The organism is Actinoplanes sp. NPDC049118 (genome assembly GCF_040648555.1).
Taxonomy (GTDB): domain Bacteria; phylum Actinomycetota; class Actinomycetes; order Mycobacteriales; family Micromonosporaceae; genus Actinoplanes.
In genome coordinates this window covers 102,259-117,213 of record NZ_JBEZDY010000011.1, presented here as the reverse complement: position 1 = coordinate 117,213, position 14,955 = coordinate 102,259, and the positions used below count along the sequence as shown (strand labels likewise).

Annotated in this window: 8 protein-coding genes, 1 pseudogene and 1 riboswitch; of the genes and pseudogenes, 7 read left to right on the top strand and 2 right to left on the bottom strand. The window is 70.4% G+C overall.

Features of this window, described 5'->3' with window-relative positions:
• Positions 1-50 precede the first annotated feature (50 nt).
• Both AB0B58_RS18930 and metH read left to right on the top strand, forming a co-directional pair.
• Positions 51-200: pseudogene (locus tag AB0B58_RS18930) on the top strand (LuxR C-terminal-related transcriptional regulator); the annotation flags it as partial.
• A gap of 44 nt (positions 201-244) precedes the next feature.
• Positions 245-320, top strand: a riboswitch (S-adenosyl-L-homocysteine riboswitch).
• A 58-nt stretch (positions 321-378) separates the two neighbouring features.
• On the top strand, positions 379-3,954 hold the full coding sequence (metH, locus tag AB0B58_RS18925; RefSeq protein WP_360225316.1) for a methionine synthase: 3,576 nt from the start codon (positions 379-381) through the stop codon (positions 3,952-3,954).
• Here metH and AB0B58_RS18920 read toward each other — a convergent pair.
• On the bottom strand, positions 3,939-4,874 hold the full coding sequence (locus tag AB0B58_RS18920) for a CDGSH iron-sulfur domain-containing protein (protein WP_360224989.1): 936 nt from the start codon (positions 4,872-4,874) through the stop codon (positions 3,939-3,941). The genes metH and AB0B58_RS18920 overlap by 16 nt on opposite strands.
• Positions 4,875-4,948: 74 nt before the next feature.
• Complete coding sequence (locus AB0B58_RS18915) at positions 4,949-5,161, bottom strand: dodecin (RefSeq protein WP_360224987.1); 213 nt, start codon at positions 5,159-5,161, stop codon at positions 4,949-4,951.
• 136 nt (positions 5,162-5,297) lie between these two features.
• Here AB0B58_RS18915 and AB0B58_RS18910 point away from each other — a divergent pair, with 136 nt between their 5' ends.
• The 5 genes from AB0B58_RS18910 (at position 5,298) to AB0B58_RS18890 (ending at position 14,944) form a co-directional block, all read left to right on the top strand.
• Positions 5,298-6,911, top strand: coding sequence for a methyl-accepting chemotaxis protein (locus AB0B58_RS18910; protein WP_360224985.1), 1,614 nt, complete (start codon positions 5,298-5,300; stop codon positions 6,909-6,911).
• Positions 6,912-7,081: 170 nt separating this feature from the next.
• Positions 7,082-9,517 (top strand): ATP-binding protein, encoded by a 2,436-nt coding sequence (locus tag AB0B58_RS18905; RefSeq protein WP_360224983.1) that lies wholly within the window; start codon positions 7,082-7,084, stop codon positions 9,515-9,517.
• Positions 9,507-9,905 carry a response regulator gene (locus AB0B58_RS18900; RefSeq protein ID WP_360224981.1) on the top strand — a complete coding sequence of 133 codons (399 nt, stop codon included), beginning with the start codon at positions 9,507-9,509 and terminating at the stop codon, positions 9,903-9,905. The genes AB0B58_RS18905 and AB0B58_RS18900 overlap by 11 nt, the downstream gene beginning before the upstream one ends.
• Before the next feature lie 59 nt (positions 9,906-9,964).
• On the top strand, positions 9,965-12,805 hold the full coding sequence (locus AB0B58_RS18895; protein ID WP_360224979.1) for a response regulator: 2,841 nt from the start codon (positions 9,965-9,967) through the stop codon (positions 12,803-12,805).
• A gap of 93 nt (positions 12,806-12,898) precedes the next feature.
• Positions 12,899-14,944 (top strand): response regulator, encoded by a 2,046-nt coding sequence (locus AB0B58_RS18890; RefSeq protein ID WP_360224977.1) that lies wholly within the window; start codon positions 12,899-12,901, stop codon positions 14,942-14,944.
• The last annotated feature ends 11 nt before the right edge of the window (positions 14,945-14,955 follow it).

The following is a 14,955-nucleotide window of genomic DNA, read 5'->3' as shown; positions in this document are numbered from 1 at the left end:
GCATCGGCGGCTCGGGCATGGCCACCTCGTCGGTTCGCCACACCCCGGCCGTGGTCGGCGAGGAGACGGTGAAGACGCACGTGAGCCGGGTGCTGGGCAAGCTCGGGCTGCGGGACCGCACGCAGGCCGTGGTGGTGGCGTACGAGTCGGGCCTGATCGTGCCGGGCCGGCCGGCACGCCGTGGCGGGAATCCGACATAACCGGCGATGCGGCCCGGTGACCGGGTTCGGGTATTCTCGGCTGTCAGGTCGAGGGGCGCTGCGACGGGGTGAAACCCGCCACGCTCGGCCTGCTTTCTTCGACAAGGGCGCCTCCGATCACGGAGGTGGCTGGGTGAGCACGTCAAGTCAGGGCACTACTGCATCGCTGCGACAGCTGTTGGCCGAGCGCGTCGCGGTGCTGGACGGCGCCTGGGGCACGATGCTGCAGGACGCGAAGCTCACCGCCGCGGACTACCGCGGCGACCTGATCGTCGACCACCCGCGGGACGTCACCGGCGACCCGGACCTGCTCAACCTGACCCGGCCGGACGTGATCCTGGACGTGCACCGGCGGTACCTGGCCGCCGGCGCCGACATCACCACCACCAACACGTTCACGGCGACGAGCATCGGACAGGCCGACTACGGCCTCGAGTCTCTGGTTCGTGAGATGAACGTGCAGGGTGCGCGGCTGGCCCGGCAGGCGGCGGACGAGGTCGGCGGGCGGTTCGTCGCCGGATCGGTCGGGCCGCTGAACGTAACGCTGTCGCTGTCGCCCCGGGTCGAGGACCCGGCGTACCGCGCCGTCGACTTCGATCAGGTGCGCGCGGCGTACGCGGAGCAGATCTCGGCCCTGGCCGAGGGCGGCGTCGACCTGCTGCTCATCGAGACGATCTTCGACACGTTGAACGCGAAGGCGGCGATCGCCGCGGCCCGGGAGGTCGCGCCGCACCTGCCGCTCTGGATCTCCGTGACGATCGTCGACCTCAGCGGCCGGACCCTGTCCGGGCAGACCGTCGAGGCCTTCTGGCGCTCGATCGAGCGGGCCGAGCCGCTCATCGTCGGCGTGAACTGCTCGCTCGGCGCGGCCGAGATGCGCCCCCACGTCGCGGAGCTCGCCAAGGTCGCCGACGCGTACGTGGCGTGTCACCCCAACGCGGGCCTGCCGAACGCGTTCGGCGGCTACGACGAGACGCCGGAGGAGACCGCCGCCCTGGTCGGCGAGTTCGCCGCGTCGGGCATGGTCAACCTCGTCGGCGGCTGCTGCGGCACCTCGCCAGCACACATCGCCCGGATCGCCGCCGCGGTCGACGGGCTGGCGCCGCGGGCGATCGCTCCCCCGGCCGAGACCACCCGGTTCAGCGGGCTGGAGCCGTTCGCGATCGGGCCGGACACCGGGTTCGTGATGATCGGTGAGCGCACGAACGTCACCGGCTCGGCGAAGTTCCGCAGGCTCGTCGAGTCGGACGACTACCAAGGCGCGGTCGACGTGGCCCTCGAGCAGGTCCGCGGCGGCGCCAACCTGCTCGACGTGAACATGGACGCAGACCTGCTCGACAGCGAGCAGGCGATGACGACCTTCCTCAACCTGATCGCCACCGAGCCGGAGGTGGCCCGGATCCCGGTGATGATCGACAGCTCGAAGTGGACGGTCCTCGAGGCCGGCCTCAAGTGCGTGCAGGGCAAGGGCGTGGTCAACTCGATCAGCCTCAAGGAGGGCGAGGAGCCGTTCCTGGCGCAGGCGCGCCGGATCCGCGACTACGGCGCCGGCGTGGTGGTGATGGCCTTCGACGAGCAGGGCCAGGCGGACACCACCGAGCGCAAGGTGTCGATCTGCGGCCGGGCGTACGACCTGCTCGTGGAGCGGGCCGGCTTCGCGCCGCAGGACATCATCTTCGACCCGAACGTCCTCGCGGTCGCGACCGGCATCGCCGAGCACAACGGGTACGCGAAGGCGTTCATCGACGCCCTCCCGTTGATCAAGGCGCGCTGCCCGGGCGCCCGCACCAGCGGCGGAATCTCGAACCTGTCATTCTCCTTCCGCGGCAACGACGTGGTCCGCGAGGCCATGCACTCGGCGTTCCTGCTGCACGCGGTCCGCGCCGGGCTGGACATGGGCATCGTCAACGCCGGCCAGCTCGCCGTGTACGCCGACATCCCCGCGGACCTGCTGGAGCTGGTCGAGGACGTGCTCTTCGACCGGCGCACCGACGCCACCGACCGCCTGGTCACGTTCGCGTCGACCGTGACCGGCTCCGGCACCCGGCGCGAGGTCGACCTGTCCTGGCGCGAGGCGCCGGTGGCCGAGCGGCTGTCCTACGCGCTGGTGCACGGCATCGTCGACTTCATCGAGGAGGACACCGAGGAGGCCCGGAAGGGGCTGGCCCGGCCCCTCGAGGTGATCGAGGGGCCGCTGATGGACGGCATGAAGATCGTCGGCGACCTGTTCGGCGCCGGCAAGATGTTCCTGCCGCAGGTGGTCAAGAGCGCCCGGGTGATGAAGCGTTCGGTCGCCTACCTGGAACCGTTCATGGAGGCCGAGAAGGAGCAGGCCCGGCTCGCCGGCCGGGTCGACCCGGGCCGCGGGCAGGGCAGGGTCGTGCTCGCCACGGTCAAGGGCGACGTGCACGACATCGGCAAGAACATCGTCGGCGTGGTCCTGGGCTGCAACAACTACGAGGTCATCGACCTGGGCGTGATGGTGCCGGCGGCGAGGATCCTGGACACGGCCGTCGCCGAGGGCGCCGACGCGATCGGGCTCTCCGGACTGATCACGCCGTCGCTGGACGAGATGGTCGCGGTGGGCGCCGAGATGCAGCGCCGCGGCCTGAAGCTGCCGCTGCTGATCGGCGGGGCCACGACATCGCGCCAGCACACCGCCGTGCGCATCGCTCCCGCGTACGACGGGCCGACCGTGCACGTGCTCGACGCGTCCCGGGTCGTCGGCGTGGTCTCCGACCTGCTCGACGACGAGCGCGCCGAGCGGCTGGACACGGCCAACCGCATCGAGCAGCACCGGCTGCGCGAGGCGCACGCCAACCGGCACACCCAGCCGATGCTGACCCTGGCACAGGCCCGGGCCAACCGCGAGGAGGTCGACTTCGGCGACCTGCCGACGCCGGCGTTCACGGGCCTGCGTACCGTCGAGCCGGACCTGCCCGCGCTGCGCGAGATGATCGACTGGCAGTTCCTGTTCCTGGCCTGGGAGCTCAAGGGCCGGTTCCCGGCGATCCTGGACCAGCCGGTCGCCCGCGAGCTGTACGACGACGCGAACGCCCTGCTCGACGAGATCATCGCGAACGACTCGCTACAGGCGAAGGGCGTCTACGGCTACTGGCCCGCGCGCTCCGAGGGCGACGACATCGTCCTCGACAACGGTGTGCGCTTCGCGATGGTGCGCCAGCAGACGGTCAAGCCGGAGGGCCGCGAGAACCGCTGCCTGGCCGACTACGTGGCGCCGCAGGACGACCACCTGGGCGGCTTCGCGGTGACGATCCACGGCGCCGAGACCCTGGCCGCGCACTACGAGGCACAGCAGGACGACTACCGCGCGATCATGGTCAAGGCGCTGGCCGACCGTCTCGCCGAGGCGTTCGCCGAGTACATCCACCTGCGGGCCCGCCGCGACTGGTTCGAGCCGGACGCCGAGCCGGCGCTGGCGGACCTGCACGCGGAGCGCTTCCGCGGCATCCGGCCGGCGCTCGGCTACCCGGCCTGCCCGGACCACAGCGAGAAGCGGGAACTCTTCGACCTGCTGAAGGCGACCGAGCTAGGGCTGGCCCTGACGGAGTCCTTCGCGATGACGCCGGCCGCCAGCGTCAGCGGCCTGATCTTCGCCAACCCGGCGGCGAAGTACTTCACGGTGGGCCGCCTCGGCCGGGATCAGATCGAGGACTACGCGGCCCGCCGCGGCATGACCGTCGCCGACGTCGAGCGGTGGCTGCGACCGAACCTCGCCTACGAACCCGCGTAGCCGGCGCGGCCCTTGGCCGCAGCCTCCGGATCGTCCCAGGGCTGCGGCACATAGGGCGTCGCGTTACCCCAGCCCCATTTCGGTACGGGCGCATGCGCGATCACCTCGACACCCGGCTGGCTGTTGAACAGCGCGATCCGCGAGCCCCACTCCAGGTAGGAAAGGAACGCCTGGCGCACGTCCGGGTCGTCCGGCAGCAGCACCTCGTCGGCCGTGCGGGCCAGCCGGCTCACCCAGCGCTGCCGCTGCTCCTCGGTCAGTGCGCGGCCCCGGTGCGCCTGGACCATGTGCTCGTAGCCGCCGTGGTGTGCGGTGTAGTCGGCCGGCCCGCCGAAGGTCTCGCCCAGCCAGGCGGCCACGTGCTTGGGATGTTCGGGGTCCATCCCGCGGAAGACCGGCTCGAGCAGGTCGTCGGGCTCGGTCAGGATGCCGTCGTAGAACGCGGTGGTCAGCCGCTCGAGCGCCTCGCGCCCGCCCAGCCAGGCGTACACCGTCGGGGTGTTCTCCAGTTCGGCCGGCAGCGGATCCCGGAAGCCGGCGTAGCGGTGCGAGCCGTCGCAGAACGGCTTGGTGCCGGAGTGCCCGCACCGGCACAGCTTCCGCCGCCGGCGCGCGGCGTAGGGCTCACCGTCCGCGCCGACGAGCCGGATCGCCCCGCACACCTCATAGGGCCCGTCCACTGTGGCGGCTATGGACGGCGGGCCGTCGGCGGGAGCGTCGCCGCCGCGATCGGCCGTCTCCGGTCCGGTCCAGCCCTTCAGCCCGTGGGTGGAGTCGCAGAACGGCTTGTTGCGCGACCCGCCGCACCGGCACAGATGCCAGATCCCCTCGGTACGCAGTTCGTTGCCGTCGGTGTCCCGGATCGACACTTCACCCTCGACCCGGTACGGCCCGTCCTCAGTGATACGAATGGTCGCCACATGTCCCCCTCATGTTGGGGTAATCATGTAATCACCATTACGTAGGGGGTACAAGACCCGGCACGGTCGCGGGCTCAGACCTCGTCGAGCCGGAAGCCGACCTTCAACGTGACCTGGACGTGCCCGATGTCGCCGTTCTCCAGGTGACCACGGATCTCGGTCACCTCGAACCACTCGAGGTGATGCAGGGTCTGCGAGGCCCGCTTCACGGCATTGCGGATCGCCTGGTCGACGCCGTCGGGTGAGCTGCCAACGATCTCCGTCACTCGGTAGGTGTGCTCGCTCATCTCGTTCCCTCCGTAAAGGCGGCCTGGATGAAGGATCGCCACTCATTATGGCGCCGCCGGCCGCGACCGCAGCGCGAGCCGGTTGCTATTCGGGCAATGCACTCTCATCGACCGGGCCGAGATGCTCACATGGGTAATGACGCGTGCACTGCAGAGGCTCCGGGTCGCCGCCCGGCTCGGGTTGGCATTCGGTACGGTCGCGGTCCTGCTTGCCGTCGCCCTCGTGATCGGGCTCAACGGCATCGAGTCCGGGCGGGACAGCACCTCCCGGATGGCCGCCGCCGCGACGGTGGCGCACCTGGCCGACGAGGCCCGGTTCCAGGCCGCGGACATGGCGGGCTGGCAGACCGGCTACCTGTTCGACTCGCTACGCGGTGTGCCGGACGCCACCAGCGACGACGTCGGCCAGCGCAAGGAGTTCGTCGCCTCGGCCGCCCGGCTGCAACAGCTGCTGAGCGAGCTCGACGGGCAGCCGCTCACCGAGTTCCAGCGCGGCCTGGTCGCCGGCGCGGCGGCCGCGTACGAGAAGTTCATGCAGGTCGACCAGAAGATCGTCGCCCTCTACCGCCAGGGCACGCCGGCGAGCCTGCGCGAGGGCGGCGCGCTGGCCTCGGGCGAGTCCCTGGAGCGGTTCGGCGAGGTCGCCACCAACGTGGCGGACCTGTCCTCCGACGCCCTGCAGAGCCAGCAGCAGGTGCAGCGCGACGCGGAATCGGCCGGTGGCCGAGCCTTCTGGATGGCGGGTGCGGCCGGGGTCGCCTGCCTGCTGTTGGCGTTCGTCCTGGCCTTCCTGGTGACCCGGTCGATCACCAGGCCGCTTGCCCACGTCGTCGAGGTGCTGCACTCGGTCGCCGAGGGTGACCTCACCCGCCGGGCCGATGTCGACACCACCGACGAGCTCGGTCGCCTGGCGCAGGCCCTGGACCGCAGCACCGGCAGCATGCGGGAGTCGCTGCAGGCCATCTCCACCACCGCGACCACGTTGTCCGGTGCGGCGGCGGACCTGTCCACGATCAGCACCCAACTGGCCTCCGGCGCCACGGACTCCGCGGAGAAGGCCACCCGGGCCGCGACCGCCACCGACCAGGTCAACAGCGCGGTGCAGACGGTCGCCGCCGGCACCGAACAGATGACCGCGTCGATCAATGAGATCTCCTCCAACGCCACCCGGGCCGCCTCCGTGTCCGCGCAGGCCATGACGACGGCGAAGACCACGAACGAGGAGATCGGTCAGCTGACGGCGGCGAGCGCGGAGATCGGTGACGTGGTCAAGCTGATCACCAGCATCGCCGAGCAGACCAACCTGCTCGCCCTCAACGCCACCATCGAGGCCGCCCGGGCGGGAGAGTCCGGCAAGGGCTTCGCGGTGGTCGCCGGCGAGGTCAAGGAGCTCGCGCAGCAGACCGCGCATGCCACCGGGCAGATCACCGACCGGATCGCCGCGATCCAGGCCTCCACCGGCTCCACCGCGACGGCGATCGGGCAGATCCACCAGGTGATCGAGCAGGTCGGCTCCTACACCAACACCATCGCCGCCGCGGTCGAGGAGCAGACCGCCACCACCCAGGAGATGAGCAGATCGATCTCGGAAGCGGCCACGGGCAGCAGCGACGTCGCCACCACGGTGTCCAGCGTGGCGCAGGTGGCCAACACCACCGCCGACGGCGCCCGGGCCACCCATCGGGCGGCCGACGACCTGACCGGCCTCGCCGACAGCCTCACCGCCCGGCTCGCCGACTTCCGCTACTGAGGTGGGAGACGCATCCCGGCGCATCTGTCCAATGCCCTGAAGTTTGCGCAAGAGGATGGCAGGGTGGTCCTACGGACAGGAGGCTCAGTCGGGGCAATGAGCGAGCTCGGCGGAGGGCCCGACGCGGTCGGTTCGTCGTGGCCAATGGCGGGCCCTGATGCGCGGCCGGCATGAAAGCGGCCATCCGATGGATCGAAGACTCGATCGCCGCCCTGCCGGCCGATGTCCTGCAAGCCTGGGGAAGACTCGCCTACCTCGTCGGGTTCGTGCTCGCGATCGTCGCCTTCGGCGGCTTCACCTTCAGGCCCGGCGGACGGTGGGGGCTGGGAAGGGAGCGGCAGGCATGGGACGTGAAGGCCGTCCTGAGCATCCCGCTGACCTTCATTCTGATCACCGCGGCGGGCTACCTCGGATCCTTCATCGTGCTCGTCCCCGAGGCACAGACCTTCGAGGTCCTGAAGGATCTGGCCGTCTTCGTCTGCATCCTGCTCTTCGGATATCCGGCCCTCATCACGGTTCCGTTCGCCTACGCGTTGTCCGACCTGATCGAGGGCGTGCCTCCCGAGTTCGTGCTGGAGTGGGTGCCGGGCTACCTCATCAACCCGGCCTGCTTCTGGGTCGCCTACCTTCTCATCGGCCGGAACCCCGATTTCCGCCGGCGCCGGACCTGGAAGAGGTACCTGCTCTTCGTCGCGGTGTTCCTGGCCGTCGAGCCGATGCTCTGGGGCTACCTCTGCTCGGAGAAGTTCACCCCCGCGATCTCCTATCAGAACATCAGCTCCGCGCTGTTCTTCACCACGACCATCACCTGGATCCTGGCACCGGTGGCGATGCTTGTCGCGTTGCCGGCGGCGCGCAGGTTCGGCCTGTTCTGGGCCGAGATCCCCGGCCACGTCCGGGAACGGAGCCTGAGCCGCAAGGAGTGGGTCTGGGTCGCCGGCACGGGCGACGAGGACCCCGCGGCGACCGCCGCGGAGGACGCCTGGCCGATCCGCATAGCACTGCTCACGCCGTTCATGACCCTCGTGCTGTTCATGGTGGGCGCGACGTCGTACGTCACGCTGCGGGCCGCGGAGGACGATGCGGACAAGCTCGCCTCCCGGCTGCAGGAGGAGACCTCGGACAACATCCGCCTCCGGCTCGCCGGGCGCACGACGCCGCCGGCCGGCGCCGCCGGCGAGATCAGCGCCCTGCTCCGGAGCCTGCCGGTGGCGCGTCAAGGCATGGCGCTCGTCGTCGACCGCTGGGGCAACGTGATCGGCTCGTCGGCCGAGCCGGGCGACCCGGTGGCGGCGAAGGCGATCGCCGGCCTCGCCGCGTCGCCGCCGGGTCTGGACCGGTTCCGTACGGGTGTTCAGTACCGCTTCGATCAGGTCACGGCCAAGCCGCTGCACCGGGAGACCTGGCTGGCGTACGTCGCCGCGTTCCAGGACCCGCGGACCGGGCGCGACGACTGGCTCGTGCTCACGGTGATGCCGGAATCGTATTACCAGGGCGGGGTGCAGACCGGCAGCAGGCGCTCGGCGATGGTCTTCGCGCTGGCCCTGCTCCTGTCGCTCGCGATGTCCGCCGTGCTCGCGTCCTCGGTGACCCGGCGGCTGCAGCGACTCTCGACCGCCACCCGCCTGCTGGCGATGGGAGATCTGGATCAGCGGGTACCCGGCAGCCGCCTCGCGGAACTGGACAGCCTGGCCGGCTCCTTCAACGACATGGCCGAACGACTGCAGAGGTCCTTCGAGGATCTCAACGGCCAGGTGAAGCTGCGCAAGCAGGCGGAGAACGAGGTGCGGGAGTTGAACGAGGGCCTCGAACTCAAGGTCGCCGAGCGTACCGTCGAACTTCACGCGGCCATGGCACGCGCGGAATCGGCCGACCGCTTCAAGTCGACGTTCCTCGCGCAGATGTCACACGAGCTCCGGACACCCCTCAACGCGATCATCGGCTTCGGCGAGATCCTCTACGACGGGCAGGTCGATCCCGGATCGCCGCAGGCGAGGGAGTTCATGGGCGACATCCTGACGAGCGGACGCCATCTGCTTCAGCTCATCAACGACATCCTCGACCTGTCGAAGGTCGAGGCCGGCGGGTGGGTGTTCCGGCCCGAGGCCATGGATGTCCGCACCGTCGTCGAGGAGGTCTACGGCATCGTGCGTACGGCCGCCGCCGAGAAGAACATCCGCGTCGAGCTGGAGGTCGAGCCCGGGCTCGACGCCACTCTCGACCCCGCCCGCTTCAAGCAGGTGCTCTTCAACTACCTGTCCAACGCGCTGAAGTTCACGCCGGAGGCGGGACGCGTGGTGGTCCGGGCCCGCACCGAGGGCCGGGACCGCCTCCGCCTCGAGGTGCAGGACAACGGAGCCGGAATCGCACCGACGGACGTCACGCGGCTCTTCACGGAGTTCGTCCAGCTCGAGACCGGGGCGGATCCCGAGCTCGGCGGCACCGGCCTTGGGCTCGCGCTCACCAAGAGGCTCGTCGAGGCGCAGGGCGGCTCGGTCGGGGTCTCCAGCGTGCTCGGCGAGGGCAGCCTCTTCTTCGCGGTGTTCCCGCGGCACGCCGGCACCGTCCCGACCGACGAACAGAGAGGTGAGAACAATGCCGGGTGAGCCGATACTCATCGTCGATGACCATGCGGCGAACCTGAAGCTCCTCGACTTCGTGCTGGCCCGGCCGGGCTACGAGGTCCGCACCGCGGCGAGTGCGGAGGAGGCCCTCCTCGTGCTGCAGGACTGGCGGCCTCGCATGATCCTGCTCGACCTGCAGATGCCGGGGATGGGCGGCCTGGAGCTGGCGCGGCGGCTCAAGGGCGACCCGGCGACGCGGCCGATCGTGATCGTCGCGGTGACCGCGGCCGCGATGAAGGGCGACGATCGGACGGCACTCGAGGCCGGGTGCGACGGGTACGTGAGCAAGCCCATCGACACCCGCGCGCTGCCCGGACTCGTCGCGGACCTGCTCGCGAAGAACCCGCCGCCGGACGGGGACGACGGCTGAGTCCGCCGGGTTCTCCAAAGGGCCCACACGGCCGATGTCGGGGACATAGCGTCGCCCTTGTGACGGCGGATGATTCCGCGGCGGCGACGTCGGGAGGGGCCGGGCCCGCGCCGGACGGGCGGACGCTCGACAGGGCGCTGCGCCGGATGTGGCGGTGGCCCGTCCGATGGCTGCTGATCGCGGGCTTCGGAGTCGCCGCGGCGGGGTTGATACTGGTCGCGGTCAGCTCGTACGTGCGGATCGGTTCGCTGGTGGCGGACCAGGTGCCGGTGACCCGCGCCAATGAGGCGCTGCACCACATCGACGTGGTCCGTTCCGACGTACAGGACGCCGAGCGTGGTCAGCGTGGCTATCTCATCACCGGCCAGGAGTCGTACCTGGCGCCCTACTACCAGGCGCTCGGCAGCCTCGACGACAGCCTGGCGCGTCTTCGGCAGCTCATGGCCGGCAGCCCGGCCCAGGAGCAGCTCCTGTCCGACCTGAACGGGACCCTGACGGAGAAGCTGGGCGAGATGAAACAGACGATCTCGATCCGGCGCGATCAGGGGTTCGAGGCCGCCGTGCGGCTGGTCCTCACCCAACGCGGCGCGGTGGCGATGGATCGGATCGAGACCCTCCTGGAGCAGCTGCATGCGCAGAAGATGCATCAGCTGCAGCAGCTGCAACAGGCCAGCGCCGCCCGTGCCGAGACGACGCAGCAGCTAATCCTGTGGACTTCCCTGCTGTGCCTGGTGGCCGTCGCGGGCGTCGGGTACGCGGTGACCCGCGCGGTGAGCCTGCCGGTGAGCCGGGTGACGACGGCCGCCCGGCGGATCATCGACGGGGATCTGGCGGAGCGGGTCGAGGTGACCGGTCCATCCGACCTTGCGCAGATGGCCGCCCTGGTCAACACCTCGATGCAGGTCATGGCGTCGGCCCGGGACGAGGCGATGGCGGCCACCGCGGCGAAGTCCGCGTTCCTGGCGACGATGAGCCACGAGATCCGCACGCCGATGAACGGCGTCATCGGCCTGGTCGCGCTGCTGCTGCGTACCGATCTCGACGAGACCCAGCGCCGTTACGCCGAGAGCATCCGCGCCGCCGGGCGGGCGCTGGTGGCGGTGATCAGCGACATCCTCGACTTCTCCAAGATCGACGCGGGCGCCCTGATGCTCGACGAGACCGACCTCAACCTGAGCAGCATCCTCGAGGATGTGCTCGACATGGTGGCCGAGACGGCGCGCGTCAAGAAGCTGGAGCTGATCGGCCAGTGCCACCACGACGTGCCGCAGTGGCTCCGCGGTGACCCGGTGCGGGTTCGCCAGATCCTGCTGAACTTCACCACCAACGCCATCAAGTTCACCGACCGGGGTGAGGTCTCCGTCGTCATCCGGCTGGCGCCCGGGTCGCCGTCCGAACCCGACGGGCCGGTCGTCGTCCGGTTGCAGGTCACCGACACCGGCATCGGCATCAGCCGGGAGATGCACGACCGGCTGTTCGACGCGTTCACCCAGGCGGACGTCTCCACCACGCGCCAGTACGGCGGGAGCGGTCTCGGCCTGGCGATCTGCCGCGAGCTGGTCACGGCGATGGACGGCGACATCGGCGTGGACAGCGAACCCGGCCGGGGCAGCACGTTCTGGTGCGACATCCCGCTGAAGCGCGACGCGTCCGCGCGGGTGCCGCAGGCCCATCTGGCGAGCCTCGCGGGCCTGCGGGTGCTCGTGGCCGACGACAACGCCACCACCCGGGAGGTGCTCGAGGAGCAGCTCACCAGCTGGGAGATCGTGACCACGGCGGTCGACTCGGGAGAGCAGACGGTCGAGCAGCTGTGGCAGGCGTCGATCGCCGGGCAACCGTACGACGTCGCCCTCATCGACCAGGTCATGCCCGATGGCGACGGCGCGGAGCTGGCCGTCAGGATCCGGGAGCACCCCGGCATCCCGCCGCTACCGGTCGTGCTGCTGAGCAGCGAGACCGTGTCGCCCGAGCGGCTGCGGGAGGTGGGCATCGCCGCCGAGGTCCGCAAGCCGGTACAGCAGTCCGCGTTGTTCAACTGTCTGATCGAGATCGCCGGGGAGGAGGTGCCGGCGGCGGAGCTCAAGCCGGCGACCGGCCCGGAGTCCGTCACGCCCCAGCCGCGGCGGGGACGGGTGCTGCTGGTCGAGGACAACGCCACCAACCAGATCGTCGCGGCCGGCGTCCTCGACCACCTGGGGTTCGAGGTGGACATCGCCGCCGACGGGGTGCAGGCCCTCAGCCGCGGCGCGGATCGCACCTACCTTGCCGTCCTGATGGACTGTCAGATGCCGCGCATGGACGGATACGAGGCGACGCGCCGATGGCGCGAGCGCGAGGAACAGGCCGCCGCGCGGGGCGAGGCCCCGGCCCGCACACCGATCATCGCGATGACCGCGGCGGCGCTGAAGGAGGATCGTGAACGGTGCCTGGCCGCCGGCATGGACGACTACCTCAGCAAGCCGTTCGAGCCCGACGATCTCGCCGCCGCCCTCGGCAGGTGGCTGGATCACGCGGAGGCGGAACCGGTGGATTCGCCCGGTGCCGGCCTCCCCGCGGAGACGATCGCCCATCGCCTCGCCGACCTGCGGCAGTACGCCCAGCCCGAGACCATCACGAACCTGATCACCACGTTCCTGGACGAGGCACCGAGCCAGCTCGCCGAGCTGGACCTCGCCGTCGCCGCCGGCGACGCCGACGCGGTCCGGCACGCCGCGCACAGCCTCAAGGGCGCGGCGTCGAACCTCGGCGCCGGTGCGATGGCGTCGGTCTGCGAGATCCTCGAGGTGTCGGCACACAATCATGATCTGACCGGCGCGCGCGACGCGCTCGGCCGGCTGCACATCGAGTTCGCCGGCGTCCGGGGCGCCCTTCACCCGCGCTCCGAGCCGGGCGAGCAGTGAGTACAAAAGTACCTAAAATACTAGAAACGTAGGCATATGTAAGCGCAAGGTGAGTATCATTCATCGTTACGTGTCTCGAGATGGGAACATGCGATGAGCACCGTCCTCGTCGTCGATGACCAGAGAGCCAACCGTGAGCTGGTCCGCGACATCCTGACCTACCGCGGGCACACCGTCATCGAGGCACACGAGGGCAGCGAAGCGCTCGGGCTGGCCCACGCCCGGCACCCCGACCTGGTGCTCACCGACGTGCTCATGCCCGGCATGGACGGCTACCAGCTCGCACACGAACTGCGCGCGGCCCCCGACACCGCCGACACCCCCATCCTCTTCCTCACCGCCAACTACCTGCCCGACGAGGCACAGCCCGTCGCCGAGGCCTGCGGCGTCGCCGGCGTCCTGCTGAAATCCACCGACCCGCAGACCCTGCTGCGCACCGTCGACGAGGCGATCGCCACCGCCGCCGAGACGCACACCCGCTTCGATCCCGACAACGCCGCCCGGGCACGCCGGCGGGCCGTCGACGCGAAACTGCTCGAACGGACCAACGTGCTCGCCGAGACCGCGGCCCGCTTCCAGCTGATGGCGGACCACTCCCCCGTCGGCACCGTGTTCGGTGACCGGCACGGCTCCGCCAACTACGTCAACGGCAGATTCGTCGCCATCATGGGTCTACCCCCCGAGGAACTGCTCGGTCTGCGCTGGTTGCGCTGTGTCGCGCCCGACCGGCGCGAGACCATCCTCGCCGTGGTCGGCGGACGCGGGCAGGCCGGCGCGCAACACCACTTCCGCGGTCAGGTCACCATGCCCGACAACCGCCAGCGATGGCTGCAGGTCAACGTCCAGTCGATCCCGGACAGCGCCGCGCACGGCTTCATCGCCACCGTCGATGACATCACCACCGCCGTCGAGACCGAGCAACAGCAGCAGGCGGACGAGCGCAAGCGCTACGTCGACGCCCGCATCCGGGCCGCCCAGCGCCTGGAGGGACTCAGCCGCCTGGCCGGCGGGGTCGCACACGACTTCAACAACATCCTGGGCGCGATGCTCGGCTTCGAGGGTCTGATCACCGAGACCATCGCCGAACTCGCCGAGACCGGCCGGCTGCCGGCCGAGACCGGTCGCATGCTGCTCAACGACCTCGCACAGATCCGCAAGGGCGGACGGCGGGCCACCGACCTCACCCAGCAGCTGCTCACGTTCGGCAGCCGCAAGCAGCTGTCCGTGACCCCGCTGGATCTCAACGACGCGATCCGCGAGTCCAACGACCTGCTCGCCCCCAGCATCGGCCGCCGGATCCAGGTCGTCACCCGCCTGGCGCCGGACCTGCGCCCGATCCTCGCCGAGCCCGTCAACATCGGCCAGATCCTGCTCAACCTCACCATGAACGCCCGCGACGCCATGCCCACCGGCGGGACCCTCACCATCACCACGTCCACCGTGGACGTCAGTGGCGCCGACGACAGCCCCGAGACCGGCCTCCCGCCCGGGCGGTACGCCCGGCTCACCCTGCGCGACACGGGCGTCGGGATGACACCCGAGATCCTCGACCGCGCCCTCGAACCCTTCTTCACCACCAAGCCCAAGGGCACCGGCGCCGGGCTCGGCCTCGCCACCACCTACGGCCTCGTCAATCAGCTGGCCGGCTCGCTGCGCATCGAGTCGGCACCGAGGCTGGGCACCGTGGTCACCATCCACCTGCCCACCACCGAGGACGCGATCGAGGCCCCGCCGGCGACGACCGACGTCCCGGCCTCCGGCGGCCACGAGATCGTCCTCGTCGTCGACGACGAGGAGGGTATCCGCGAGACGGTCGCCCGCAACCTGTCCAACGCGGGCTACGCCGTCATCGCGGCCGCCGACGGCAGCGAGGCACTCACCCTGGCCGCCGACCACGGCACCATCGACCTGCTGCTCAGCGACGTCGTGATGCCCGGCATGACCGGCCCCGAGCTCGCCCGCCGATTCACCACCGACCGCCCCGGCAGCCGGGTGCTGCTGATGTCCGGCTACGCCGAGGGCCTCATCGACCGCCACGGCATGCTCCCGCCGGGCACGGCGTTGCTGGCCAAGCCGTTCACCACGGCGCAACTGCTCACCGCGGTGCGGACGGCCGTACAGGCCCGCCGGCCGACGTGAGACGGCGGCTG

What these genes read in the sequence shown, in the direction of transcription:
- AB0B58_RS18890 (WP_360224977.1), top strand. Translation starts at nt 12,899, where the DNA reads ATGAGCACCGTCCTCGTCGTCGATGACCAGAGAGCCAACCGTGAGCTG.
- AB0B58_RS18915 (WP_360224987.1), bottom strand. Translation starts at nt 5,161, where the DNA reads ATGAGCGAGCACACCTACCGAGTGACGGAGATCGTTGGCAGCTCACCC.
- AB0B58_RS18910 (WP_360224985.1), top strand. Translation starts at nt 5,298, where the DNA reads ATGACGCGTGCACTGCAGAGGCTCCGGGTCGCCGCCCGGCTCGGGTTG.
- AB0B58_RS18900 (WP_360224981.1), top strand. Translation starts at nt 9,507, where the DNA reads ATGCCGGGTGAGCCGATACTCATCGTCGATGACCATGCGGCGAACCTG.
- AB0B58_RS18905 (WP_360224983.1), top strand. Translation starts at nt 7,082, where the DNA reads ATGAAAGCGGCCATCCGATGGATCGAAGACTCGATCGCCGCCCTGCCG.